A 25,328-nucleotide genomic window follows, 5' to 3' on the forward strand; every position below is an offset into this window, starting at 1 on the left:
TCCTCCGCCCGCATCCGCCCGACTCCGTCCAGCGCCGCCCGTTCGGCGTCCCCCCGTGCGACGCCACCCGTGCGACTCCCTGCGAATGTGGCAGTTGTTAGAGGTGGCGTCAATAGGGGAGATCCCCCAGGGGTGGATCACCGGCCCGGCGTGTCTTCTCCCCACAAGGCCCCCCTAGGGCCCCCACCCCCTAGGGCCCCGTACTACCCGAGACGGACCCCAAGACGGCTCTGAGGTCTGACGACCCGCGTGCCCCACGTCACTACTGTCGGGGACGTGACTGTGATCGTGACCGAGAGCCTGAGCAAGCGGTTCCCCCGGGTGACCGCGCTCGACCGGCTGTCCGTGGACATCGGACCCGGTGTGACGGGACTCGTCGGTGCCAACGGCGCCGGCAAGTCCACCCTGATCAAGATCCTGCTGGGTCTGTCCCCCGCCACCGAGGGCCGCGCCGCCGTGCTCGGCCTCGACGTGGCGACCGAAGGCGCCGCCATCCGCGAGCGCGTCGGCTACATGCCGGAGCACGACTGCCTGCCGCCCGACGTCTCGGCCACCGAGTTCGTCGTGCACATGGCGCGCATGTCCGGTCTGCCGCCCACCGCCGCCCGCGAGCGCACCGCCGACACCCTGCGCCACGTCGGGCTGTACGAGGAGCGCTACCGCCCCATCGGCGGCTACTCGACCGGCATGAAACAGCGGGTCAAGCTCGCCCAGGCGCTGGTGCACGACCCCCGGCTGGTCTTCCTGGACGAGCCGACCAACGGCCTCGACCCGGTCGGCCGCGACGAGATGCTCGGCCTGATCCGCCGCATCCACACCGACTTCGGCATCTCGGTCCTGGTCACCTCGCACCTGCTGGGCGAGCTGGAGCGCACCTGCGACCACGTCGTGGTCGTCGACGGCGGCAAGCTGCTGCGCTCCAGCTCCACCACCGACTTCACCCAGAGCACCACCACGCTCGCCATCGAGGTCACCGACAGCGACACCCACCCCGACGGCACCCGCGCCCTGCGCGAGGCGCTGCACGCGCGCGGCATCGACACCCACGACGACGGCGGCGGCCTGCCCGGCGCCGGCCACATCCTGCTGCTCACCGCGCAGGGCGAGGAGACATACGACCTGGTGCGCGACACCGTCGCCGGACTGGGCCTCGGCCTGGTCCGGATGGAGCAGCGGCGCCACCACATCTCCGAGGTGTTCACCCGTGACGAGCAGCGGAAGGAGGCAGTCGGCCATGGCGGTTGACCAGCCCGTCCCCACGGCACCGGCGCCCTCGGGCGACCAGTCCCGCATCCACGACATCGGCTACCGGGGCTACGACGGCCCCCGCCTCGGCCGTGCCTACGCCCGGCGCTCGCTGTACTCGCAGTCCCTGCGCGGCGCCTACGGACTCGGCCGCTCGGCGAAGTCCAAGGTGCTGCCGATGCTGCTGTTCGCGGTGATGTGCGTGCCCGCCGCCATCATGGTCGCCGTCGCGGTGACCACCAAGGCGCACGACCTGCCGGTCCCCTACAGCCGGTACGCGATCATCATGCAGGCCGTGATCAGCCTGTTCGTCGCCTCCCAGGCCCCGCAGTCCGTCTCCCGCGACCTGCGCTTCAAGACGGTCCCGCTGTACTTCTCGCGGCCCATCGAGACCGCCGACTACGTGCTCGCCAAGTTCGCGGCGCTCGCCTCGGCCCTGTTCATCCTCACCGGGGGCCCGCTGCTCGTGCTCTTCGTGGGCTCGCTGCTCGCCAAGATGGGCGTGGCCCACCAGAGCGAGAAGTTCGGCGAGGGACTCGTCACGGTGGTCCTGCTCTCCCTGCTGTTCGCCGGGATCGGCCTGGTCATCGCCGCCGTCACCCCGCGCCGCGGCTTCGGTATCGCCGCCGTCATCGCCGTCATGACCATCTCCTACGGCGCCGTCTCCACCCTCCAGGCCATCGCCGACTCCCAGGGCAACAGCGACTCGGTGCCGTGGATCGGGCTGTTCTCCCCGGTCACGCTGATCGACGGCGTCCAGTCGGCGCTGCTCGGCGGCACGTCGTCGTTCCCCGGCGGGGTCGGTCCGTCCACCGGCGAGGGCTTCGTCTACCTGATCGTCGTCCTCGGCCTGATCGCCGCGAGCTACGGCCTACTGCTGCGCCGCTACAAGAAGGTGGGCCTGTGACCACGCTCCAGATCGACCACGTCTCCCGCTGGTTCGGCAACGTGGTCGCCGTCAACGACATCACCATGACCATCGGCCCCGGCGTCACGGGCCTCCTCGGCCCCAACGGCGCCGGCAAGTCCACCCTGATCAACATGATGGGCGGCTTCCTCGCCCCCTCCACCGGCGCCGTCACCCTCGACGGGCAGCCGGTGTGGCGCAACGAGACGGTGTACAAGCACATCGGCATCGTCCCCGAGCGCGAGGCGATGTACGACTTCCTCACCGGCCGCGAGTTCGTCGTCGCCAACGCCGAGTTGCACGGTCTCGGTGCCAAGGCCGCCCAGCGCGCCCTGGCCACGGTGGAGATGGAGCACGCCCAGGACCGGAAGATCTCCACCTACTCCAAGGGCATGCGCCAGCGCGTGAAGATGGCGTCCGCGCTCGTCCACGACCCCTCGCTGCTGCTGCTCGACGAGCCCTTCAACGGCATGGACCCGCGCCAGCGGCTGCAGTTGATGGAACTGCTGCGCACCATGGGCGACGAGGGCCGCACCGTGCTGTTCTCCTCGCACATCCTGGAGGAGGTCGAGCAGCTCGCCCGGCACATCGAGGTCGTCGTCGCCGGACGGCACGCGGCCAGCGGAGACTTCCGCAAGATCCGCCGCCTGATGACCGACCGCCCGCACCGCTACCTGGTCCGCTCCAGTGACGACCGCGCCCTCGCGGCCGCCCTGATCGCCGACCCGTCCACCGCGGGCATCGAGGTCGACGCCGTCGAGGGCGGGCTGGTCGTCCAGGCCGTCGACTTCGGCCGCTTCACCACGCTGCTGCCCAAGGTCGCCAGTGACCAGGGCATCCGGCTCCTCACGGTCTCGCCCTCGGACGAGTCCCTGGAGTCCGTCTTCTCGTATCTCGTCGCGGCGTAGGAGGCCGAAGATGTACGACCCCACAGTCGCCCGGCTCACCTACCGGGCCCTGCTCGGCCGCCGCAGGGCCCTCGTCCTCGGCGCCCTGCCCCTGCTGCTCATCGTGATCTCGGTGGCCGTACGCCTGCTGACCGGCGCCGACGACCAGGTCGCCGCCGACGTGCTCGGCGGGTTCGCGCTCGCCACCATGGTGCCGATCATCGGCGTCATCGCGGGCACCGGTGCGATCGGGCCGGAGATCGACGACGGCTCCGTGGTCTATCTGCTGTCCAAGCCGCTGAAGCGGCCGACGATCATCTTCACCAAGCTGATCGTCGCCATCGCGGTGACCATGGTGTTCTCCGCGCTGCCCACCCTGATCGCGGGCCTGATCCTCAACGGCAACGGCCAGCAGGTCGCCGTCGCCTACACGGTCGCCGCGCTCGTCGCGTCCATCGCCTACTCGGCGCTGTTCCTGCTGCTCGGCACGGTCTCGCGGCACGCGGTGGTCTTCGGCCTGGTCTACGCCCTGGTCTGGGAGGCCCTGTTCGGTTCGCTGGTCTCCGGCGCCCGCACCCTGAGCGTCCAGCAGTGGTCGCTCGCGGTCGCGCACAAGGTGGTCGGCAGCAACCTGATCACCTCCGACGTCGGCCTCCCCGCGGCCACCGCCCTGCTGGTCGTGGTCACCGTCGCCGCCACCTGGTACGCGGGCCAGCGCCTGCGCGCCCTGACCCTGGCGGGCGAGGAGTAGCAGCCCTCGCGGCGGGTGTTAATTCGCTGGCGCCGGGCTTCCGGGCGGGGGCACAGTGGGGGAGCCGACGCCGGGTTCACGGAGCCCGGCGCGCCCCCGTACCGGGAGCGGAGCCGGACGACGTCACGTCCGGCTTCCGTCAGGGCGGTCCCGGGTGGGCTCCGGTGCGGTTACTCCGCCGTCGAGCCCGCTCCCGCACAGGGACCGCCCGGGGCGGCCGCTTCGAGCACGCGATGTCGCTCTCGCGTGGGCCGCCCACCCGGAGAACCGGCAGTGAGGCAGGGCAGGGTTCCGCCGTGCCCTGCCTCTCAGCCGAGCAGCCGCTCCAGCACCAGCGCGATGCCGTCCTCCTCGTTGGAGGCGGTCACCTCGTCGGCCACGGCCTTGAGTTCCTCATGGGCGTTGGCCATGGCCACGCTGTGCGCGGCCCAGGCGAACATCGGCACGTCGTTCGGCATGTCGCCGAAGGCGATCGTGTCGGCCGCCTTCAGCTTCAGCCGCCGGGCCGCCAGCGACAGACCCGTCGCCTTGGACAGCCCGAGCGGCAGCAGCTCCACGATGCCCTCGCCCGCCATGACGACGGTGACGAAACCGCCCGCCGCGCGCGAGGCAGCCTCCGCCAGCTCGTCCGTGGACAGCGTCGGATGCTGGATGTAGATCTTGTTCAGCGGGGCTTCCCACAGGTCGGCCGCGTCCGTGAACGCCTTGGCCGGCAGGCGGCCGGTGACCGCGTAACCGGGGCCCACCATGACCTCGCCGTCCAGCCCGTCCCGGCTCGCCGCCAGGTACAACGGGCCCACCTCGGCCTCGATCTTGGCCAGGGCCACACCCGCCAACTGCCGGTCCAGCGTCACCGAGGTCAGCAGCCGGTGCTGTCCGGCGTCGTAGACCTGGGCGCCCTGGCCGCAGACGGCGAGGCCCTGGTAACCGAGGTCGTCCAGGATGTGCCGGGTCCACGGGACAGCGCGGCCGGTGACGACGATGTGCGCGGCGCCCGCGGCCGTGGCGGCGGCCAGCGCCTCACGGGTGCGCGGCGAGATCGTCTCGTCGCCGCGCAGCAGCGTGCCGTCCAGATCGGTGGCGACCAGCCGGTAGGGGAAGGGGTTGCTCACTTGGCGACCGGCTCCAGGACTTCCCGTCCGCCCAGGTAGGGGCGCAGGACCTCGGGGACACGGACCGAGCCGTCGGGCTGCTGGTGGTTCTCCAGGATCGCCACGATGGTGCGCGGCACGGCGCACAGCGTGCCGTTGAGCGTGGCCAGCGGGCGGACCTGCTTGCCGTCGCGCATCCGGATCTGGAGCCGGCGGGACTGGTACTCGGTGCAGTCCGAGGTGGACGTCAGCTCGCGGTACTTGCCCTGGGTCGGAATCCACGCCTCGCAGTCGAACTTGCGGGCGGCGGAGGAGCCCAGGTCACCGGTGGCCACGTCGATCACGCGGAACGGCAGCTCCAGCGAGGTCAGCCACTGCTTCTCCCACTCCAGCAGCCGCTGGTGCTCGGCCTCGGAGTCCTCCGGGGCGACGTAGGAGAACATCTCCACCTTGTCGAACTGGTGGACCCGGAAGATGCCGCGGGTGTCCTTGCCGTGCGACCCGGCCTCGCGGCGGAAGCAGGGGGAGAAACCGGCGTAGCGCAGCGGCAGCCGGTCCGCGTCGATGATCTCGTCCATGTGGTACGCGGCGAGCGCCACCTCGGAGGTGCCGACCAGGTAGAGGTCGTCCTTGTCCAGGTGGTACACGTCCTGCGCGGCCTGGCCGAGGAAGCCGGTGCCCGCCATGGACTGGGGGCGGACCAGCGCCGGGGTCAGCATCGGGGTGAAGCCGGCGGCGGTGGCCTGTGCGATGGCCGCGTTGACCAGGGCCAGCTCCAGCAGGGCGCCGACGCCGGTGAGGAAGTAGAAGCGGGAGCCGGAGACCTTGGCGCCGCGCTCGGTGTCGATCGCGCCGAGGATCTGGCCGAGTTCGAGGTGGTCCTTGGGCGTGAAGCCCTCGGCGTCGAAGTCGCGGATCTCGCCGTGCGTCTCCAGGGTGACGAAGTCCTCCTCGCCACCGACCGGCACGGCGGGGTGGACGAGGTTGCCGAGCCCGAGCAGCAGGCGCTGGGTCTCCGCGTCGGCCTCGTCGCGCTCGGCGTCGGCCGCCTTCACGTCGGCCTTGAGCTGCTCGGCACGGCTGAGCAGCTCGGCCCGCTCTTCGGGGGTGGCCTTGGGGATCAGCTTGCCGAGCTGCTTCTGCTCGGCGCGCAGCTCGTCGAAGCGGACACCCGATGACCTGCGCCGTTCGTCGGCAGACAGGAGGGAGTCGACGAGCGCGACGTCCTCTCCACGAGCGCGCTGGGAGGCGCGCGCACGGTCAGGGTCCTCACGAAGCAGGCGAAGGTCAATCACAGGCCCAAGGCTACCGGTGCGCGGAGTCCGGCCGGGACCCATATACCCGGGGCGGCGCTGCCCGGCCGGACTCCCTTGCGCGGGCGGGTACTTGGCGGGCGGGTCGGGTCCGTCGTCGTCCACAGGGACGCACACCCTGGGGAAAGTTATCCACAGGCTGTGTGGAGTGACTGTGGATTTCGGAATTGATCATTCCGAGTGAGTTGTCGACTGAGGAATTCCCGGTTCAAACTCCCTGGATGACCACTTTCGAGTGGAAAGGGGTCGCCCCAAAAGCTGAATCGATGGAAACAGGTGGACGAAGGGTGATCGAGGCTGGGCTGAATGCACCTGAGGGCTGTGGGCCGATTTGTCGACCGGATGGGCCTTGTTGTCGACTTGTCCCCAGGTAGAGAAGCGGACCTGTGGATAACTTCTGTGGATAACGAGGACCGCTAGAAACGGCCGTCCTGGCAGCGGGTCACCCAGTCGGACGCGGCCAGGAACTCCTGGTCCGACGTACCCGGCTGGAGGGGCCGCGCCCCGCCCGGCGTGATGTCGGCACGCGGATAGGAACCCAGGAATCGCACCTGGAGACAGACCCGCTTCAGCCCCATCAGCGCCTCCGCCATCCGCCGGTCGGAGATGTGCCCCTCGGCGTCCACGCAGAAACAGTAGTTTCCGATGCCCTCGCCGGTCGGCCGGGACTGGAGCAGCATCAGGTTGATGCCACGGGTGGCGAACTCGTCGATCAGATCGCGCAGGGCGCCGGGGTGGTCGTCCCGCTGCCACAGCACCACAGAGGTCTTGTCGGCACCGGTCGGCGCGGCGGGCCGGGCGGGCCGGCCGACCAGCACGAACCGGGTCTGCGCGTTCTCCGCGTCGTGGATGTCGGTCTCCAGCGGGACCAGGCCGTACCGCGCCGCCGCGAACTCGCCCGCGAAGGCCGCGTCGTACCGGCCCTCCTGGACCAGGCGGGCGCCGTCCGCGTTCGAGGCGGCCGATTCCCACAGGGCGTCCGGGAGGTGGGCACGCAACCAGTTGCGGACCTGTGGCTGGGCGGCGGGATGGGCGGTGACCGTCTTGATGTCGGCCAGCTTCGTGCCCGGCCGGACCAGCAGCGCGAAGGTGATCGACAGCAGCACCTCGCGGTAGATCGTGAGCGGCTCGCCCGCGACCAGCTCGTCCAGGGTGGTGGTGATCCCGCCCTCGACCGAGTTCTCGATCGGCACGAACGCTGCCTCCGCCTCGCCCGTGCGCACCGCGTCCAGCGCGGACTGCACCGAGACGTACGGGATCAGCTCGCGGGTGGCGGCCTCCGGGAGAGTGCGGAGGGCGACTTCGGTGAAGGTGCCTTCGGGACCGAGATACGCGTAGCTCGCTGGCATGCCCTCACCCTAATGGCCCTGGGACGACCCGGCCCGACCGTCTCACGGCAACCACCCTTCCGGGTGGTTTCGATCCCGGACGCCTGCGAAGTGGGCGCTCGTAATGCCTGGTCAGCCCTCCAGCAGCCGCTGCCCCACGTACTCACCCTGCGCCGCGCCGCCCGGTACCGCGAACAGCCCGCTCGCCTCGTGCCGCAGGTACCGCGACAGCGCGTCGCCCCGGTCGAGCTTGCGCTGCACCGGTACGAAGCCGCGCAGCGGGTCGGCCTGCCAGCAGATGAACAGCAGCCCGGCGTTGGGGGTGCCGTCCGCATCGAAGCCGTCGTGGAAGGAGAACGGGCGCCGCAGCATCGCCGCCCCGCCGTTCTGGTCGGGCCGGGTGATCCGGGCGTGCGCGTTGAGCGGGACGACGTACTCGCCCTGCGCGTCCGCCTTCTCCAGGTCCATCGGCGTGGTCTCGTCGCCGCCGGACAGCGGGCCGCCGTCCGACTTGCGGCGGCCGATCACCGCCTCCTGCGCCGGGCGCGCCAGCTTCTCCCAGTCGTCGAGAAGCATGCGGATGCGGCGGACGACGGCGTAGGAGCCGTTCGCCATCCAGGCGGGCTCGCCCGAGGCGGGCACGAAGATCCGCCGGTCGAAGTCCGGCTCGGCGGGCTTGGGGTTGCGGGTGCCGTCGATCTGGCCCATCAGGTTGCGCGTGGTCATGGCGTGCGCGGTGGTGCCCGGGGAGCGGTTGAAGCCGTTCATCTGCCAGCGGACGCGGGCCGTGTCGCCCGCCTCCTTCTGCAGCGTGCGCAGCGCGTGGAAGGCGACCAGCGCGTCATTGGCGCCGATCTGTACCCAGAGATCGCCCTCGCCGCGCTTCTTGTCGAGGTGGTCGGCGGAGAAGTCGGGCAGCGGGTCCAGCGCGGTCGGCCGCTGCTTCTCCAGGCCGGTGCGGGCGAAGAAGCTGTGCCCGAAGCCGAAGGTGACGGTCAGCGAGGAGGGCCCGGCGTCGCGGGCCACGTCGGTGTCCTCGTGCGGAGCCGCCTCGCCGGCCATCAGCCGCTCGGCCGCCGCCGACCAGCGGCGCAGCAGGGCCGCCGCCTCCTTGCGGCCCGCGCCCGCCTTCAGATCGAAGGCGACGAGGTGGCCGTGGGCCTGGAGCGCGTCGGTGATGCCGGGCTGATGTTTCCCGTGAAACATCGCGCGGTCCGTACCGATCGAAGTGAGCGGTGTGGCCGGGGCGGGCGCGGCGGCGTAGCCCAGGGCGCCGCCCGCCGCGCCGAGCACGAGGCCGGTGGCCCCGGCGGTGCCGAGCAGGGTGCGCCGGGAGACGCCCCGGACCTGCTCGGGGGCGGGCTTCTGGGCTTCCGGAGTGCGGGCCTGGGGGACTGACGGGTCGGGCATGGTGCGGTTCAGCCGATCTGCGCGTTCTTGGAGACGGTCACCTGGTCGATGTCGGAGGTCCGTACGGTGACGGCGACCTCCCAGTCTCCTGCCATGGGGAGCTGGACACCGCTCGCCGCCCAGTGGCCGGTGGTGACGTGTTCCGGGGCCACCGGGAGCGGACCGATCTTCTTCGCCTTCAGGGTGAGGGCGACCTTCACCTCGGGGATGTCGTACGGACGGCCGTCGGGCCGCTGGACGTACAGATGCATCTCGTTGGCGCCGACGCGGGCGGGGTCGAGGTCGATCCGGACCAGACCCTTGCCGTTCTTGCCGCCCGTGTCGAAGGGCATGTCCAGGGTGAGGGCGCCGGAGGTGTCGGCCGGGGAACTCGCGGCCGGGGCGGTGGCCGCCCTGGCCTCCTGCTCGGTGCGGCCGGGCTCGGTCTGGGTGAGCGCGGTGGTCACCGCGAGCAGCACGATGGCGACGCCCGCCTCGGCGAGCACCGAGCGGCGCAGTCCGGCCCGGCTCGGATCGGCGTCCCGCAACCGCTTGCGCCGCGCGGCCTCGACGGCGACCCGCTGCCGCGCGAGCTGCGCGGCCCGGCCGGGGTCGGCGGGGTCGGCGGGAGCCTCGTCCTCGGCGGTCGGCCGGGCTTCTCCGGCCTCGGTGCCGGACGGCTCGGTGACCGCCACGGCAGCCTCCCCCGTCCCGGTCTGCCCCGCTCCACCGGCCTCGGCGGTGGCAGCCCCGGTCGGCACGGTGGCCGCCGTCGGCACCTGTGCCGTCTCCTCCTCGGGCCCAGCCACCGTCACCGGTTCCGCCAACCGCCCCGTCCACCGCCGCGAGATCCACGCCAGCCCGACCATGACCGCCACAAGCCCCAGCTTGACCAGCAGCAACTGCCCGTACCGGGTGTCGGTGAAGGCCGACCAGGAGCCGAGCTGGCGCCAGGACTGGTAGACGCCCGTCGCGACCAGGGCGAGGACCGAGCCGAAGGCGAGGCGGGAGAAGCGGCGGACGGCGTCGGTGCCGAGCGGGGTGTCGGCGGGTGCCCGGTACAGGGCGACGAGCAGCGCGGTCAGCCCGCCGAACCAGCAGGCGACGGCGAGCAGATGCACGATGTCGACCGGCATGGCGATACCCGGCTGGAGCCCGGTGGACGCGTGCTCGGCCATCGCCCAGCTCGCCGCGAGCCCGGCCGCGACGACGATCCCGCCGATGGCGAGCCCGAAGCCCAGGTCACGGCGTTCGGCAGCCGCGTCCTCGTCGGCGCCCTCCTCCTCTTCCCGCCGCGCGTAGGCCCCGAAGAGCACCGCCACGAACAGCGCGGCGGCGGCGAGCAGCAGCAGCCGGGACACCAGCGCGGCCCCGGTCTTGGTCTGGAGCACCTGCCCGAGCAGATCGAGGTCGAAGACGTCCCCGAGCCTGCCCGACGAGGTGTACGAGCCCCGCAGAAGCAACAACCCCAGCGTGGCCGCGGTGAGCGTCAGCCACCCCCCGACCACGAGCCGCTGGAGCGGGCGTACCCCCGCGCCCTGCCGCCAGCAGGCCAGCACGAAGGCGGCGCCGCCGGCCAGCACGATGAAGCCCGCGTAGGACAGGTACCGGCCGACGGCGTACAGCCAGCCCACGGCGCCACCGCCCGCTCCTGCCCCCGTGTCGGAGACGACGGTGCGCGAGGGCGCGCCGATGGAGAAGGTGTAGGCCCCGGCGACGGGGTGGCTGTCGGCCGAGACGACCTGGTAGGCGACGGTGTAGGTGCCGTCGGCCAGCCCGGCGTGCAGTCGGACCGCGTAGGTGGTGCCGCTGACGTTGGCGGGCTTGCCGGACTGGACCGGCTTGCCCTTGGGGTCGAGGACGCGCAGCGAGTTGTCGCCCATCGCCACCTGCTCGGAGAAGGTGAGCGAGATCTGCGTGGGCGCCCGGTCGACCACCACTCCCTGCGCGGGGTCGCTGCCGGTCAGCGCGGCGTGCGCGGAGGCGGGTGCGGCACCCGCGAACAGCGCGCCGGTGACGGCGAGGAGCAGCAGTACCAGGGTGCGCAGCCGGGGGGTGATGGTCCGCGTCAAGGTGGTCCCTCCCTCAGTGTCCGGTCGACGGGTTGTACGTGGCGGACCGCACCGGCATCTCGACGGTGAGCGGACCGGACCTGGCGAAGCCCAGCTTCAGGGTGACGGTCTGGCCCTGGCGCGGCTTCTGCTTGAGCTGCTCGAACATCAGGTGGTTGCCGCCGCTCCTGAAGACGAGCCGGCCGTGGGCGGGCACCGCGAAGGAGGTGCGCTCGGCCATGGTGCCGCCGCTGGTGCTGTGCATGGTGACCTTGCCGATGTCGCTGCTGACCGAGGTCAGCTCGTCCTGCTCGCCGCCCTTGTTGGTGACGGTGAGGAAGCCCGCGGCCATGTCGGCGGCGACCGGCTGGGGCATGTAGGTGGCGCTCACCGACAGCTCGGGCTCGCCGGACCCCGGTCCGGAGCCGCAGCCCGCGAGAACGAGGGCGGCGGCGAGGGCGGTGACGGGCAGTGCGGCTCGCTTCACGGCTTCGCCCCGCGCACGAGCTTGGGCAGGTCCTTGGTCCAGTCGTCGACGGTGGCCTCCTCGCCGTAGAGGACGTAGCCGCCGTCGGTCTTCGGGGAGAAGGCGATGACCTGGGTGCCGTGGACGGAGACGGTCTTGCCGTTCTTGTCCTTGCTGGTCGGCTCCACGGAGATGCCGAGCGAGCGGGCGCCCGCCTGGATGGTGGAGAAGTCACCGGTCAGGCCGGTGAAGCGCGGGTCGATGCTCTTGAGCCAGGTGCCCAGCTCGGCGGGGGTGTCGCGGCCGGGGTCGGTGGTGACGAAGACGACGCGCAGGTCGTCCTGCTCCGCCTTGGGGAGCGCCTTCATGGCGACGGCGATGTTGCTCATCGTCGTGGGGCACACGTCGGGGCAGTGGGTGTAGCCGAAGTAGACGAGCGTCGGGTGGCCCTTGGTCTCGGCCCGCAGGTCGTACTTCTTGTCGTGGGTGTCGGTGAGGACCAGGCCGGGCTTGGCGAAGGGCTGGTCGAGGACGGTGGCGGCCTTGTCGGAGCCGCCCTCCTCGGAGACCACGGAGACGGGCGAGGAGGCGGAGTCGTCACCGCTGCCGCAGGCGGACAGGGTGAAGGCGGCGGCGGCCAGCAGCGCGGCCGCGGCCAGGGTCTTCTTGCGCGGAGAAAGCATGGAGAGATGTCCCAGGGGGTCGAGAACTCCCGCGCGCACCGGGGCCGTACCGGGCGGGCACGGCCCCGGTGCGCGCGGATGAGATGAGGTCAGGCGGTGCGGCGGCGGCCCGCGAGGACGCCGTAGGCCACGCCCGCGACGCCGATCACGATGCCGACGATGCCCAGCACACGGGCGGTGTTGTCGGTGCTGTCGGCGGCCGCCTCCTGGTGGGCGTCGTTCTCGTCGCCGCCCTTGGCGTCGTCGTCACCGGCGGCGGCCGCCGTGCCGTGGTGGTCGTCGGTCGCGGCGGACAGCGCCAGCGTCGGGGCCGGGTTCTCCGGCTCGTCCTGGCCCTCCTGCGGCACCTCGATCCAGCGGACGACCTCCTTGTTGGAGTACGTCTGGATCGCCTTGAAGACGAGCTGGTCGGTGTCCTCGGGCAGCGCGCCCAGCGAGAGCGGGAACTTCTGGAAGTAGCCGGGCTGGATGCCCTTGCCGTCGGCGGTCCAGGTGACCTTGGTGACGGCCTCGCCGATCTTCTCGCCGTGCATGGTCAGCGGCTTGTCCAGCTTGGACTTGGTCACCTTCACGTTCCAGCCCGGCACCGGCTGCGGCATGACGGAGGCCAGCGGGTGGTCGGCGGGGAGGTTGACCTCGACCTTGGTGGTGGAGGCGTTGTCGCGCTCGTTGGGCACCTTGAAGTCGACGGTGGCGTAGCCGCCCTTGGCCGCGGTGCCCTCCGGCTGCACGCTGACGTGCGCGAAGGCGGGCACCGACACGGCGAGGACGGTCGCGCCCGCCACGGCGACGGCGGCGGTGACACGGGAGGCGGTACGGGAGATCTGCATGCTGGGGAAACTCCGCTCTTGAGCGAGATCCGGTGCTGAGCCCGGTGACGGTGAGGGATGCGCGTGGCCCGTAAAAGAGGCGCACGCGCGCGTGCCGCGCGACGGCGGCCCCTCCCCTCCTCGTACGTACGGGAGCGGTGGTCGCGTCAGGCGGCGAGTCGGAACGCGTCGGCGGGCGGGCCGCGCCGGATCACCGAGTGCTGGAGCGCGGCGGCCTGCGGGACCGGCTCCTCGTCCCGCTCGGTACGGCGCAGGCGAGGGGCGGGCCCGGTCGCGGGCAGCAGTCCGGCGTACAGGGCTCGGGTCAGCGCGAGCGCGGCGCGCAGGGAGCGGACGAGTGCGCCCTCCGCGACCCCGTGCGTCGACAGCTCGACCAGCCGCAGCACGGCCAGGTCGCCCCGGCGCAGCAGCCAGCCCAGGGCGAGCGCCGCGAGGAGGTGGCCGAGAAGCATCGGCAGCGAGAGCAGCGAGAGCGCCGACGGCAGGGAGTCGGCCGAGGAGCCGGCCATGTCGGAGGCGTGGCCGCCCGTGGGGGCGTGCCCGGTGAAGCGGCCCGAGGCGTCGATGAGGCGGGCGTCGAGCAGCAGACGGTAGGCGTGGCCGGGGGTGAGGGTGGCCGGGCCGGACCCGCACAGCAGTTGGGCGGCCCGCTGCACCATCTCGTCGTCGGCCGCACCGGAGTGCCCGGCGCCCATGGAGGCCATGGGCTGCGCGCTGTGCTGGCCGAGGCCGAACAGCGTGTGCAGGGCCACCTGGCCGAGGGCGAGGAGGGCCGCGATGGCGGGCACCGAGCGGGCCCGTCCGGCGAGCGGCGCCATGACCAGCAGGGAGCCCGCGAACCCGGCGCCCAGCGTCCACAGCGGGACGTTCACGCAGGAGGCCACGGTGTGCCCGGCGGCGGCCAGCACGACACAGACCGCGGCGAAGACCGCGGCCCGCAGAAGCCGGACACGGGGTCCGGGTCGCGCCGTGCGCGGGTGAGGGGCACTCATGGCGGGGCTCATCATCGCACTGCGCCCGCCGCACCCCCGAGGCAGGGCCGCCGGATCACGCCACGGCCGGGACGCGCGCTGCCGACGCGGCCGTACCTCATACCCCGATTCGTCCCGGCGCACATCGACCATATGGGCGGCATCACGTCACTTAAGGGCTTACGGGCGCTCACGCGCGGCAATAGGTAACGGTATGTCGAGCCGCGGCCGGGAGGCTGGAGCATGAGCATCTGGTGGTCACTCCATCTGCGCCGCGATGCCGCGAGCGTCCCGCTCGCCCGGCGGCTGCTGATCGGCACCATGGAGACGGCCGGTGTCGACCCCGACGTCTCCTACGACATCTCCGTGGCCCTCACCGAGGCGTGCGCCAACGCCGTCGAGCACGGCGGGACCGCGCGCGGGGAGCACACGGAGGCGTACCGGGTGACCGCCTATCTGGACGGCGAGAAGTGCCGCATCGAGGTGGCCGACTCCGGCCCCGGTGTCGCGCCCGCCCCCGCCCTGGGCATCCGGATGGCCCGCGTGGACGCCGAGGACGGCCGGGGCCTGTGTCTGATCCGGGAGCTGGCCGACCACGTGCACATCGGCGCCCGGCCGGGCCGCGCCGGCACCGTGGTCAGCTTCGACAAGGTCCTGAAGTGGAAGAAGGACCCCTCGCTGCTCACGGCCTGAGCGGACCAGGACGAAGGGCCGGGCGCCCGCTGGGGAGGCCCGGCCCTTCGCATGTCGTCAGCCCTTGAGCGACGCCATCCACGCCTCGACGTCCTCGGAGCGGCGAGGCAGGCCCGCCGACAGGTTCCGGTTGCCCTCGGCGGTGACGAGGATGTCGTCCTCGATCCGGACGCCGATGCCCCGGTACTCCTCGGGCACCGTCAGGTCGTCGGCCTGGAAGTACAGGCCGGGCTCGACGGTGAGGACCATGCCGGGCTCCAGCGTGCCGTCGACGTACGCCTCGGTGCGGGCGACCGCGCAGTCGTGGACGTCCATGCCGAGCATGTGGCCGGTGCCGTGCAGGGTCCAGCGGCGCTGCAGGCCCAGCTCCAGGACGCGCTCGACCGGGCCCTCGACCAGCCCCCACTCGACCAGCTTCTCGGTGAGCACGCGCTGGGAGGCGTCGTGGAAGTCGCGGAACTTGGCGCCGGGCTTCACCGCCGCGATGCCGGCCTCCTGGGCCTCGTACACCGCGTCGTAGATCTTGCGCTGGAGGTCGGTGTAGGTGCCGTCGACCGGGAGGGTGCGGGTGACGTCGGCGGTGTAGAGGGTGTGGGTCTCCACGCCCGCGTCGAGCAGCAGCAGGTCGCCGGAGCGGACCGGGCCGTCGTTGCGCACCCAGTGCAGGGTGCAGGCGTGCGCCCCGGAGGCGCAGATCGAGCCGTAGCCGATGTCGTTGCCCTCCACGCGCGCGCGGAGGAAGAAGGTGCCCTCGACGTAGCGCTCCGAGGTGGCCTCGGCCTTGTCGAGGACCTTCACCACGTCCTCGAAGCCGCGCACGGTGGAGTCGACGGCCTTCTGCAGCTCGCCGATCTCGAACTCGTCCTTGACCAGGCGGGCCTCGGAGAGGAAGACGCGCAGCTCCTCGTCGCGCTCGGCGGTGACCTTGTCGGTCAGGGCCGCCTCGATCGCGGCGTCGTGGCCGCGCACCACGCGCACCGGGCCGGTGGCCTCGCGCAGCGTGTCGGCCAGTTCGCGGACGTCGGCGGCCGGGATGCCGTACAGCGCCTCGGACTCGGTCAGCGAGTGGCGGCGGCCGACCCACAGCTCGCCCTGGCCGGAGAGCCAGAACTCGCCGTTCTCGCGGTCGGAGCGGGGCAGCAGGTAGATGGTCGCGCGGTGGCCGTCGGCGGTGGGCTCCAGGACCAGGACGCCGTCCTCGGTCTGGTTGCCGGTGAGGTAGGCGTACTCGGTGGCGGCGCGGAAGGCGTACTCGGTGTCGTTCGAGCGGGTCTTCAGGTTGCCGGCGGGGATCACCAGACGCTCGCCGGGGAAGCGGGCGGACAGCGCGGCGCGGCGGCGCGCGGTGTCGGCGGCCTGCGGGATCGGCTCCAGGTCACGCAGCTCGGTGTCGGCCCAGCCGGAGCGCATGTTCTCCGCCAGCTCGTCCGAGACACCGGGGTAGAGGCCGTTCTTGCGCTGCTTGATGGGCTCCTCGGCCTCGGTGGCCTCGTCGGGAACGGCCGGGTTGAGCTCGTCGGACACTGATCCTCCTCGGTACGGCGTGTGATGTCCCCCAGGGGGCACGCGGCGCTCGCGTCCATGCCCGAGCAGGGGTGCCCCCATCATCGTACGTTCGTACCGAAACCGGACCGGTCGTGCCCGCCCGGGCTCACTCGAAGCGGGCCGCCAGCAGCACCACGTCCTCGTCGCCGGCGGTGGTGTCCTCCGGCAGGAGGGTGGCGAGAACATGGTCGGCGACGGCGCCGGGGTCGCCGCGCAGGGCGCGCGGCACGCCCGCCGCGGCCGCGTGCAGCCGGGCGAAGGCCCGGTCCATGGCCGCACCGGTACGGCGGAGCAGCCCGTCGGTGTAGAGCAGAACCGTCTCTCCGGACTTGACGCCGAACTCCACGCTGGGCGCTTCCCAGCAGGCGAGCATGCCGAGCGGGGCGGACAGGGAGGTCTCGACGTACTCGGTGCGGCGCTCCCCGATCAGCAGCGGCGGGCTGTGCCCGGCACCGGCCAGGGTGACCCGGCGCGCGGCGGGCTCGCAGTAGGCGAACAGAGCGGTGGCCGAGCGGGCGGGCTCGGTCAGCCGGAGCAGCAGCTCCAGGTCGGAGAGGACGGCGACCGGGTCCTCGCCCTCCATGACGGCGTACGCCCTGAGGGAGGCGCGCAGCCGGCCCATCGCGGCGACGGCACCCGGTCCGCTGCCGGTGACGGAGCCGACGGAGAGGCCGAGGGCGGCGTCGGGCAGCGGCAGCGCGTCGTACCAGTCGCCGCCGCCGCGCGGGCCGGTGCGGTGCCGGACGGCGAGCTGGACGCCGGGGACGCGGGGGAGCCGGGAGGGGAGCAGTTCCTCGGTGAGGGTCGCGGTGCGCAGGCGGGCGCGCTCCACCTCCAGCAGCAGGGCGAGGTGCTCGGTGGCCTGGCGGAGGTAGAGCGCGATGAGATGTCCGTGGTGTTCGTCGGGGGCGGCCGGTTCGTCGTAGAGCCAGAGGGCGGCGCCGAGGTGCGCGCTGTCCGTGGTCAGCGGCACGGCGTGGCTGGCGGCGTAGCCGAGGCGGGCGGCGACCTCGCGGTGGCGGGGGTCGAGGCCGGGCTCGGCAAGGAGGTCGGCCGTGCCGGTGAGCAGGGCGTCGCGCGGGACCGTCTCGATGTGCCCGAGGTCGGCGCGGCCGAGGCCGAGGCCGACGGTGGTGCGGGGGCCGAGTCCGTCGCCGGGTTCCAGTACGACGAGACCGCGCCGGGCGCCCACGAGGGCGGCACCGGCGCGCAGCAGTTCCTCAAGTGCGGCTGGCAGGGCGGATGTTCGGCACATCCGCTCGGTCAGCTCATGGAGGGTGGTGAGGTCGGATACCCAGCCGGCCAGCCGGTCCTGGAGCAGGCTGCCGGGGGCTTCCGGGGCGGCGACGGGGGGCGGGGTGCCTCCTGGGTCGTCCGGTGCGGGACCGGCTCCCGGGGCGGGGGGTGCGGGCGCGACAGTGTGGGCGGGAGTGGGAACCGTGGGATCGATTCCGGCCACTTTCGGAGGGTGCGGGGCGTTCATGGTGTCCGGCTCTCGGACCGGTGCGTCTTGCTGAAAAGCATCGCAAACCCCCATGTGATTCTGCGCCGCCAGCAGTGTCTCCACATGTACACGCACTCGTGAGGGGATGTCCAGCATTGTCCTGCGGGGATTCCTGGTGTTGGTGGGGTGCGGGAGGGATTGCCCGGAACCCCTTGCCCTACTGGCAAGTTGGCTGGAAACTGCCTCGGGTGAAGCTTCATTGCGGTCGACTGGCCCTGCTCGACGGAGCGTCACCACGGTCGTGCGGGGTACGTACTCGAGAGAAGTCCAGGGGTGGCCTCAGGCCGCCCGGAACCTGGCGAAGGACCCGGACGTCATAACCACCGACGACCGAGCCCCATCCTCCCGTGGCGGAGGCGGAGAGAAACACGCGCGACGGCAAAACGCCAGACTTCGCCACCCCCGTGCCGTGTCCGTGCTCCTGAAGAACCGCACGTCTGAAGAACCGCACGTCGGACGCGGCCGTTGTTCCATCCCTGGGGGTTCCCCCGCCGTACGCGGGGGCGTGATGCGCCAACAGGTACGCACAGTGAAGTGATCCACACATGTTGTGATGTCCACGGTGTTGCCAGCGGTGCAACGGAAAGGAACGAGCGCTCATGCGCGAGATCCTCGGAAGCCGAAGCGGTCTTCCGCCCCGGCGGGGCGACGACGGCCCGGCGCTGATCGACGCGGCCTCGACCTTCGCGGCGATGTGGCGGTGGCCCGTACTGCCGGGCACCGCCCCCGATCCGCGGGGCCCGGCCGGCTGCTCCTGTCCCGACCCCGCCTGCACGGTGCCCGGCGCCCACCCCGGTGACCCCGATCTGCTCGCGGCCACCACCGACGCCCGCATGGTGCGCTGGTGGTGGACCAGCCGGCCGGACGCGCCGATCGTCCTCGCCACCGGCGGCCAGGCCCCGTGCGCGGTCAGCCTGCCCGCCGAGGCCGGAGCCCGCGCGCTCGCGCTGCTGGACCGGCGCGGCATGCGGCTCGGCCCGGTCGTCGCCGCCCCGCACCGCTGGGCGATCCTTGTGAAGCCCTACTCCATGGAGCAGTTGGGCGAACTGCTGTACGCCAAGGACTTCGTCCCCGGCTCGCTCCGCTTCCACGGCGAGGGCGGTTACCTCGCCCTCCCGCCCTCCACCACCGGCCAGGGCGAGGTCCGCTGGGCGCGCGCCCCACTGCCCGGCTCCGCCTCCCCGTGGGTGCCCGATGTGGAGGCCGTGGTGGACGCGGTGGTCGAAACCCTCACTCGTACGGGTGTGAGCGCGCCCGAGTTGTAGGGGTGTCGGGGGCGCGCGGGGCCTTGGGGCCGCGCGCGCTCGTTATGTTCCGCCCATGCTGCGAAATCACCGGTCCCGCGCGGGCGGGCCGGGAGCCGGCCCGCTCCGTACCTCCGCCCTGGCGGGCTTCGTCGCGGCGGCGCTGCTGCTGCCGCTGGGCGGGGCGTCGGCGGGGCAGGCGGAGGGGGCGGACGTGGACGTGCGTGCCCCCTCGGCTGCTGCTTCGGTGTCCCCTTCCCCCGATTCCGCGGGCCGGATCACCCGCACCCGCTGCGGTCCCGAACTCGCCTCGCCGGACGGGCTAGAGGCGCAGACCTGTGTCCTGACACGGGGCGGTGACACCTGGGGGCGGGTCTACTACCGAAACACCACCGGCGACGCCCTGGACGCCGGCCTGAGTCTGCTGGGCCCGGACGGCCGGGCGGTGCGTACGACCTGTGCCACCGGCGAGGACGACGCGCCCGCCACCTGTGAGACCCCGCGCGAGCGCACGCGGGGTGCGGGGGCCGCGTACACGGCCGTCTCCGAGTTCGCGCGCGGCGCCGAGGGCCCGCTGCTGCTCCGCTCTGCCAGCAACTCCGTTGATACGAGCGGGAGTTGAGGACCGGCTACGGCTGACCCGGCCGGGCGCGGGCATGGAAAGGCCCGGTTGCTGGCGACGGGGGATGCACCAGCAACCGGGCTACTGGAACGGTAACAAGAGATCGGCGGTTCGCAAATTCGGTCCGGCCCATTCGGACACCGATTCGCTTGTCACGCCGAGGAGTTGTGACAGGAGTCACCCGTTCCCCATGCTCTCGGCGGGGGTCAGCTCAGGGTGACCTGCCGGTTGGTGAGGCCGCCGCGCGCCCGGCGCTCCTCCGGGGTGAGCGGCTCGGTCACCGCGAGGGCCGCGGCCAGCCGCTCGGCGAACTCGGCGGCCGGCTTCTCGATCTCCTCGGCGCCGACCCCGCTCGGCAGGTCCCACACCGGCACGGTCAGCCCGTGCGCGCGGAACGAGCCGACCAGGCGGGTGCCCTCACCGAGGCTGGACGTGCCCGCCGCGTGCAGCCGGGCCAGCGCGTTCAGCAGGTGCTCCTCCTCGTGCGGCATGACCCAGCGCAGGTGGTTCTTCTCCGGGGTCTCGCACCAGTACGCGGCGTCCACCCCGGCCAGCTTGACCGTGGGGATCGCGGCGGAGTTGGCCCGCTCCAGGGAGGCGGCCACCTCGGGCGTCGCGTTCTCCGCGTCCGGCACCCAGAACTCGAACCCGCTGTGCACGACCGGCTCGAAGGCGCCGTCGGCAGCCAGCAGGTCCTGGAGGCGGGGCGCGTCGGAGGGGGCGCGGCGGCCCTCCACCGGAGTGCCCGGCTCGGCCACCAGGGCCCGCTGGAGGGTGTCGGCCAGGTCGCGGCTGATGTCCCCGGAGGCGGTGTCGTTCTGCAGGCCCAGCAGCACCGAGCCGTCGTCGCGGCGCAGCGCGGGCCACGCCATCGGCAGCACGGTGGCCAGCGTGACCGAGGGGACGCCCTCGGGCAGGCCGCCCTTCAGGGTCAGTTCGACGGTGGCGGCCGGGACCAGCTCGCGCAGTGCCACCCAGTCGCACTCGCCCGGCAGGCCCTCGAACGGGCGCTGCACCAGCTCGGTCACCGCGTGCGCGGCCGCGCGGCCGTGGCACGCCTTGTAGCGGCGGCCGCTGCCGCACGGGCACGCCTCGCGGGCACCGACGACCGGAACCTCGCCCTCGGCCCCGTGCGGCTGCGGGCGGCTGCCCTTGGTCTGGGGTCGCTTCTTGGCCATCGTGGCTGTCTCCCGGTAACGGCTGGTCTCGTACGGGCGGGAGCCTAGTCGTTCGGGCCACGGGCCACGGGAACCTGTGGACGACGCGGACGGGGGAGGGCGGCGCCTGTGGACAACCGCCGTTTCCGGGACGCCCGTTCAGTCCAGGCTCTCGAACGCCTCCGTGAAGCCGAGTTCGGCCAGCGCGGCGACCGGCGTGGGGGTGGTGACGCGCGTAGCGAAAGATTCGTGCGGGCGGCCGGCATCGGGATCGTGCACGTCCGCGTGGACCACCACCCAGACCGTCACCTCGCCCGGCACGTCGTCCCGTACGCCCCAGTCGTCGGCGAGCGCGTCGATGATGCTCAGGCCCCGGCCGCCGTGCGCGGTGACCGAGGGGGTGGCCGGAGCGGGGCGGGTCGGGCCGCCGCCGTCGGTGACCTCCACGATGAGCCGTCCGCGCGGGTCGATCCGCCAGTCCGCGCGCACCGCGCCGTCCCCGGCCCGGGCGCCGCCCAGCGGGCGCCCGTGCCGGCACGCGTTGCTCAGCAGCTCCGACAGAATCAGCACGGCGTCGTCCACGACCGGTTCCGGGACCCCGCCGCCGCGCAGTTGCGCACGCATCCGGTGCCTCGCCTTCCCGACGCCGACAGGGCCATGAGGTACGGCCATGCTCGACGACGCGGGCACTTCCTGTGCCACCACCAACGCCACCCCCGAGACCTCCTTCGCCCCACGCCACGGTGTGGATGCCCCATTGGCCTGAACCGGAAACCGGCCAGTCTCGTTCCGGCGACGCATTCGCAACCTCGGTGCGGGAAGCGAACGCGCCGGAGCACTCCTTCAGGAGGCGAGGGGCCGGCGGCCGAGGCGGCCGAGCACCTCGCGCGGGCGGTTGGTGATGATGGCGTCGACGCCCAGGTCGACACAGAGGTCCACGTCGGCGGGCTCGTTCACCGTCCACACGTGCACCTGGTGACCGGCCTCCTTGAGCCGCCGTACGTAAGCGGGGTGGCTGCGGGCGATGCGGATGGAGGGGCCCGCGATGGTGACGCCCTCGGGGAGGCGTCCGTCACGCAGCCGGGGGGTGACGAACTGGGCGAGGAGCACCAGGGGCAGGGCCGGGGCGGCGGCGTGCACCCGGTGCAGGGAGCGGGCGGAGAAGCTCATCACGCGCACCGGGGAGGCTTCGGGGGAGGCGGGGGCGTGCAGCCCGTACCGGCGCAGCAGGACGAGCAGCCGTTCCTCGACCTGGCCGGCCCAGCGGGTGGGGTGCTTGGTCTCGATGGCCAGCTCGACCCGGCGCCCCGCGTCGGCGACCAGTTGGAGCAGGCGTTCCAGGGTGAGTACGGAGGCCTCCTCGCGGTCCTCGGGCCGGTGCTCCCAGTCGGGCTCCTCGTCCCGGCCCGCGCGGCCCTTCCAGGAGCCGAAGTCCAACGCCGAGAGGTCGGACAGCTCCAGGGCGGAGACGGCGCCGCGGCCGTTGGAGGTGCGGTTCACCCTGCGGTCGTGGACGCAGACGAGGTGGCCGTCGGCGGTGAGCCGTACATCGCACTCCAGGGCGTCCGCGCCGTCCTCGATGGCCTTGCGGTAGGCGGCGAGGGTGTGTTCGGGCGCGTCCTCGGAGGCTCCACGGTGGGCGACGACCTGGATCGTGTGGTGTGGTGCGTGGGTCACCGCGTCATGGTGCCACCGTCAGAGGGTTGCGCGGGGCGCGCGAGCGGGCAGGCGCCGGGGAGGAGTGCGCCAGTGGGCGGGCCTCCGTGCAAACTTATCTCACTTTTGCCCGAGAAGTCTTATATAAAGGGTGCCCGCGATCCCACAGGGACCGCTTACGGTGCCCTGACGGCCCGTGGGAAAAGCTGAGTGCGTACAACAGGAACACACACGGGACCATGCGCCGCCCGCTCGCGCCGGTCCGCGCGTCTCGGGTGACGGGCGTGCACGCGGCCACGTACATGACCGACCATGGACCGGCGCGACCCGTGTACGACGCGACGCGACCGGTGGCGGCCGAGCATGATCGAGTGCGACCGAGCGCGACCGACGACAACAGCCGTGGATCGAGGAGAGAAGAGCTGTGAGCACCGAGAACGAGGGCAACGCGGTACCCCCGGCCCCGTCCGCACCTCCTGTGCCGGTGGCATCTCCCGCTCCCCCGCAGGGTGACGCGGGTGCGACGGCTCAGCTTCCGCCGGTGCCCCCCGGCCCGCCGGAGCAGCACCCTTACGGGCCCGGCGCCACCCAGTCCTACGGCGCCCCCGAGGGCTCCTGGCCGCCTCCGCCGCCGCCCGGCACGCCGGGTTACGGCGAGGCGGGCGCGGGCGGCCCGGGCGGCGGCTGGGGTGCCTCGTACCAGCAGCCCGCGCCGAAGCCGGCCGGCGGCGGGCGCGGCGGGCTGATCGCGGCGGTGCTGGTGGCCGCGCTGGTCGCGGGCGGTCTGGGCGGCGGCCTCGGCTATACCCTGGCCAAGGACAACGACGGCCAGGGCTCCACCACCGTCTCCGCCGCGGACAACGGAGCCTCGCAGGTCAAGCGGGCGCCGGGCACCATCGCGGGCGTGGCGTCCAAGGCGCTGCCCAGCACGGTGACCATCGAGGCGGAGAGCAACAGCGGCGAGGGCGGCACGGGCACCGGGTTCGTCTTCGACACCCAGGGCCACATCGTCACCAACAACCACGTGGTCGCCGAGGCGGTCGACGGCGGCAAGCTGTCCGCCACCTTCCCGGACGGCCGCAAGTACGCCGCCGAGGTCGTGGGACACGCCCAGGGCTACGACGTGGCCGTCATCAAGCTGAAGAACGCGCCCTCGGACCTCAAGCCGCTCTCCCTCGGCAACTCGGACCAGGTCGCGGTGGGCGACGAGACGATCGCCATCGGCGCTCCCTTCGGGCTGTCCAACACGGTGACCACGGGCATCATCAGCGCCAAGAACCGCCCGGTGGCCTCCAGCGACGGCAGCTCCAGCAGCAAGGCGTCCTACATGAGCGCCCTGCAGACCGACGCGTCGATCAACCCCGGCAACTCCGGCGGCCCGCTGCTGAGCGCTTCCGGCGCGGTGATCGGCATCAACTCCGCGATCCAGTCCACCAGCGGCGGCAGCTTCGGCTCCGGTCAGTCCGGCTCGATCGGCCTCGGCTTCGCCATCCCGATCAACCAGGCCAAGTACGTCGCCCAGCAGCTCATCAAGTCCGGCAAGCCGGTGTACGCCAAGATCGGCGCCTCGGTCTCCCTGGAGGAGTCCACCGACGGCGCGAAGATCACCGACCAGGGCACGGGCGGCGCGGACGCGGTCGAGCCGAGCGGTCCCGCCGCCAAGGCCGGCCTCAAGCCGGGCGACGTCATCACCAAGCTCGACGACTCCGTCATCGACAGCGGTCCCACCCTGATCGGCGAGATCTGGACCCACAAGCCCGGCGACAAGGTCAAGGTCACCTACACCCGAGACGGCGACCAGCACACCGTCGACCTGACCCTCGGCTCCCGAGTGGGCGACAGCTAGGACCTGCCTCCCGGATCTTGCCGGGGTCGGCGCGAGGGCACCGTCGGCTCGGGCCGGCCAGGTCCGGAAGACAGGCCCTACCAGGTCCGTCCCCCGTCCCACCCCCGCTCCCGGTACGCTGTACCCCGCTCCGCCCCAGGTGGGCGAAGCGGGGAGGTGTGCCCGAGCGGCCTAAGGGAACGGTCTTGAAAACCGTCGTGGCAGCGATGTCACCGTGGGTTCAAATCCCACCGCCTCCGCAGAGGCAGGAAACAGAAGAGGCGCCCCTCGTCAGGGGGCGCCCCTTCTGCGTTGGGGTCTGTCTCACCTTGATCCGGCCCTGCCACGTCGTCGATCAGTTCAGCAGGGCGGTCGTGAACGTCTCGCGGTGGTCCGCCAACCAGGTCTGCATGCGGTTCCAGCGCTCCCAGCCGCCACGCTCAGCCAGTGCCTGGAGGTAGAGGGGGCTGCCCTCGGCCACGCGGTGGGCGACAAAGGTGCGGCAGACCTCCGTGGCCTGTTCGATGACGCCGGGCAACTCGGCGCGCTCTGGGGTCGAAAGGCCGTAGCCGTCGGCGAGGATTCGCAGCCGCGCGGGCGCGTCCAGGCCGGCGGGGTACAGGGCTGCCGCGGATACCGGATCGAGCATGGGCACCCAGTAACGGGCCGTCATGGCCACGTCCCAGAGGGGACGGCCCGGGGCCGCCATGTCGAAATCGATCAGGGCGGCGGCACGGCCATCGCGGAAGACGACGTTCTCCGGGCAGACGTCGTTGTGGCACAGCATCGTTCCCCCTGCCGGGTCGGCCAGGTGCCGGGGCCACTCAGCGCGGGTGTCGACCGCGACGGCCGCGCCGGCCTCGTGCAGGCGCCGCAACAGGCTCCCCACCGATCGGAGGGCGGCCTTCGTCATGACCCAGTCCGGGAACGGCGGCAGGGCCACGTCGCCCGGGACGAAGGTCAGTTGCTCACGGCCGTCCGCGGTGAGACCGACGGGCGCCGGAGCCGCGTCGAAGCCGTGTTCTCTCAGAGCAAGGAGGTAGGGATGCAGGGCGCCCGCGTTGGGCGGTGCCGGACGCTCCACCAGCTCACCCCGGCGGAAGACCGCCCCCGCGTTCACCATGCCACCGACCAGCGCCTCACCCTCGGCTGTCATGGCCATCACGCTAC

Annotated in this window: 23 protein-coding genes and 1 tRNA gene; 9 read left to right on the top strand and 15 right to left on the bottom strand. The window is 72.4% G+C overall.

From position 1 onward, the window contains the following. Positions 1–282 precede the first annotated feature (282 nt). From OG448_RS15755 to OG448_RS15770, 4 genes are read left to right on the top strand one after another with little or no spacing between them, the layout of a single operon-like run. On the top strand, positions 283–1,245 hold the full coding sequence (locus tag OG448_RS15755; protein WP_030806183.1) for an ABC transporter ATP-binding protein: 963 nt from the start codon (positions 283–285) through the stop codon (positions 1,243–1,245). Continuing rightward, entirely contained in the window at positions 1,235–2,152 is a 918-nt protein-coding gene (locus OG448_RS15760) for an ABC transporter permease subunit (RefSeq protein WP_405554464.1), read from the top strand. Before OG448_RS15755 ends, OG448_RS15760 begins: the two co-directional genes overlap by 11 nt. Next, on the top strand, positions 2,149–3,060 hold the full coding sequence (locus tag OG448_RS15765; protein ID WP_405554465.1) for an ABC transporter ATP-binding protein: 912 nt from the start codon (positions 2,149–2,151) through the stop codon (positions 3,058–3,060). Before OG448_RS15760 ends, OG448_RS15765 begins: the two co-directional genes overlap by 4 nt. A 10-nt stretch (positions 3,061–3,070) precedes the next feature. Continuing rightward, positions 3,071–3,790: an ABC transporter permease subunit gene (locus tag OG448_RS15770; protein WP_031179129.1), complete on the top strand. Its 720-nt coding sequence runs from the start codon at positions 3,071–3,073 to the stop codon at positions 3,788–3,790. A 308-nt stretch (positions 3,791–4,098) separates the two neighbouring features. Here OG448_RS15770 and OG448_RS15775 read toward each other — a convergent pair whose 3' ends face one another. The 9 genes from OG448_RS15775 to OG448_RS15815 all read right to left on the bottom strand — a co-directional run bounded on the left by OG448_RS15775 (position 4,099) and on the right by OG448_RS15815 (position 13,933). Continuing rightward, entirely contained in the window at positions 4,099–4,902 is an 804-nt protein-coding gene (locus tag OG448_RS15775; protein ID WP_405554467.1) for an HAD family hydrolase, read from the bottom strand. Next, positions 4,899–6,176, bottom strand: coding sequence for a serine--tRNA ligase (serS, locus tag OG448_RS15780; protein ID WP_405554468.1), 1,278 nt, complete (start codon positions 6,174–6,176; stop codon positions 4,899–4,901). Before serS ends, OG448_RS15775 begins: the two co-directional genes overlap by 4 nt. Before the next feature lie 434 nt (positions 6,177–6,610). Next, entirely contained in the window at positions 6,611–7,543 is a 933-nt protein-coding gene (gene pheA / locus OG448_RS15785) for a prephenate dehydratase (RefSeq protein ID WP_405554470.1), read from the bottom strand. A 111-nt stretch (positions 7,544–7,654) separates the two neighbouring features. Beyond that, positions 7,655–8,932: an iron uptake transporter deferrochelatase/peroxidase subunit gene (gene efeB / locus OG448_RS15790; protein WP_405554472.1), complete on the bottom strand. Its 1,278-nt coding sequence runs from the start codon at positions 8,930–8,932 to the stop codon at positions 7,655–7,657. A gap of 8 nt (positions 8,933–8,940) precedes the next feature. Next, positions 8,941–10,983, bottom strand: coding sequence for a copper resistance CopC/CopD family protein (locus OG448_RS15795; RefSeq protein ID WP_405554474.1), 2,043 nt, complete (start codon positions 10,981–10,983; stop codon positions 8,941–8,943). A 13-nt stretch (positions 10,984–10,996) separates the two neighbouring features. Continuing rightward, positions 10,997–11,449 carry a copper chaperone PCu(A)C gene (locus tag OG448_RS15800; RefSeq protein ID WP_405554476.1) on the bottom strand — a complete coding sequence of 151 codons (453 nt, stop codon included), beginning with the start codon at positions 11,447–11,449 and terminating at the stop codon, positions 10,997–10,999. After that, positions 11,446–12,111, bottom strand: a complete 666-nt coding sequence (locus OG448_RS15805; RefSeq protein WP_405554477.1) for an SCO family protein — start codon at positions 12,109–12,111, stop codon at positions 11,446–11,448. The genes OG448_RS15800 and OG448_RS15805 overlap by 4 nt, the downstream gene beginning before the upstream one ends. Positions 12,112–12,200: 89 nt before the next feature. Next, positions 12,201–12,941, bottom strand: a complete 741-nt coding sequence (locus OG448_RS15810; RefSeq protein WP_405554479.1) for a YcnI family protein — start codon at positions 12,939–12,941, stop codon at positions 12,201–12,203. 146 nt (positions 12,942–13,087) lie between these two features. Then, the gene (locus tag OG448_RS15815; protein WP_405554481.1) at positions 13,088–13,933 is read right to left on the bottom strand and encodes a hypothetical protein; all 846 of its coding nucleotides are present in this window, start codon (positions 13,931–13,933) and stop codon (positions 13,088–13,090) included. Positions 13,934–14,155: 222 nt separating this feature from the next. Here OG448_RS15815 and OG448_RS15820 point away from each other — a divergent pair, with 222 nt between their 5' ends. Next, a complete protein-coding gene (locus OG448_RS15820) occupies positions 14,156–14,605 on the top strand; it encodes an ATP-binding protein (RefSeq protein ID WP_405554483.1) in 450 nt (149 codons plus the stop codon). A gap of 57 nt (positions 14,606–14,662) precedes the next feature. Here the strand turns inward: OG448_RS15820 and OG448_RS15825 are convergent, their stop codons facing one another. Together OG448_RS15825 and OG448_RS15830 are read right to left on the bottom strand one after the other, a co-directional pair. Then, entirely contained in the window at positions 14,663–16,129 is a 1,467-nt protein-coding gene (locus OG448_RS15825) for an aminopeptidase P family protein (protein ID WP_405554485.1), read from the bottom strand. Between the two features lie 127 nt (positions 16,130–16,256). Beyond that, positions 16,257–17,750, bottom strand: a complete 1,494-nt coding sequence (locus OG448_RS15830; protein WP_405554487.1) for a PP2C family protein-serine/threonine phosphatase — start codon at positions 17,748–17,750, stop codon at positions 16,257–16,259. A 503-nt stretch (positions 17,751–18,253) separates the two neighbouring features. On the opposite strand from OG448_RS15830, the gene OG448_RS15835 reads away from it, so the two are divergent. Together OG448_RS15835 and OG448_RS15840 are read left to right on the top strand one after the other, a co-directional pair. Next, on the top strand, positions 18,254–18,919 hold the full coding sequence (locus tag OG448_RS15835) for a bifunctional DNA primase/polymerase (RefSeq protein ID WP_405554488.1): 666 nt from the start codon (positions 18,254–18,256) through the stop codon (positions 18,917–18,919). A 55-nt stretch (positions 18,920–18,974) separates the two neighbouring features. Beyond that, positions 18,975–19,520, top strand: coding sequence for a hypothetical protein (locus tag OG448_RS15840; protein ID WP_405554490.1), 546 nt, complete (start codon positions 18,975–18,977; stop codon positions 19,518–19,520). A 206-nt stretch (positions 19,521–19,726) separates the two neighbouring features. Here the strand turns inward: OG448_RS15840 and OG448_RS15845 are convergent, their stop codons facing one another. The 3 genes from OG448_RS15845 to OG448_RS15855 all read right to left on the bottom strand — a co-directional run bounded on the left by OG448_RS15845 (position 19,727) and on the right by OG448_RS15855 (position 22,354). Continuing rightward, positions 19,727–20,698: a DUF5926 family protein gene (locus OG448_RS15845; protein ID WP_405554492.1), complete on the bottom strand. Its 972-nt coding sequence runs from the start codon at positions 20,696–20,698 to the stop codon at positions 19,727–19,729. 138 nt (positions 20,699–20,836) lie between these two features. After that, the gene (locus OG448_RS15850; RefSeq protein ID WP_405554494.1) at positions 20,837–21,478 is read right to left on the bottom strand and encodes an ATP-binding protein; all 642 of its coding nucleotides are present in this window, start codon (positions 21,476–21,478) and stop codon (positions 20,837–20,839) included. Between the two features lie 42 nt (positions 21,479–21,520). Continuing rightward, complete coding sequence (locus tag OG448_RS15855) at positions 21,521–22,354, bottom strand: glycerophosphodiester phosphodiesterase (protein WP_405554496.1); 834 nt, start codon at positions 22,352–22,354, stop codon at positions 21,521–21,523. Between the two features lie 403 nt (positions 22,355–22,757). Here OG448_RS15855 and OG448_RS15860 point away from each other — a divergent pair, with 403 nt between their 5' ends. Beyond that, positions 22,758–24,179 carry a S1C family serine protease gene (locus OG448_RS15860; protein WP_405554497.1) on the top strand — a complete coding sequence of 474 codons (1,422 nt, stop codon included), beginning with the start codon at positions 22,758–22,760 and terminating at the stop codon, positions 24,177–24,179. A gap of 152 nt (positions 24,180–24,331) precedes the next feature. Beyond that, a tRNA-Ser gene (locus OG448_RS15865) sits at positions 24,332–24,418 on the top strand. Positions 24,419–24,513: 95 nt separating this feature from the next. Here OG448_RS15865 and OG448_RS15870 read toward each other — a convergent pair. Then, on the bottom strand, positions 24,514–25,314 hold the full coding sequence (locus OG448_RS15870) for a phosphotransferase (protein ID WP_405554499.1): 801 nt from the start codon (positions 25,312–25,314) through the stop codon (positions 24,514–24,516). Between the last annotated feature and the right edge of the window lie 14 nt (positions 25,315–25,328).

Source organism: Streptomyces sp. NBC_01171 (assembly GCF_045039805.1).
Classification (GTDB): domain Bacteria; phylum Actinomycetota; class Actinomycetes; order Streptomycetales; family Streptomycetaceae; genus Streptomyces.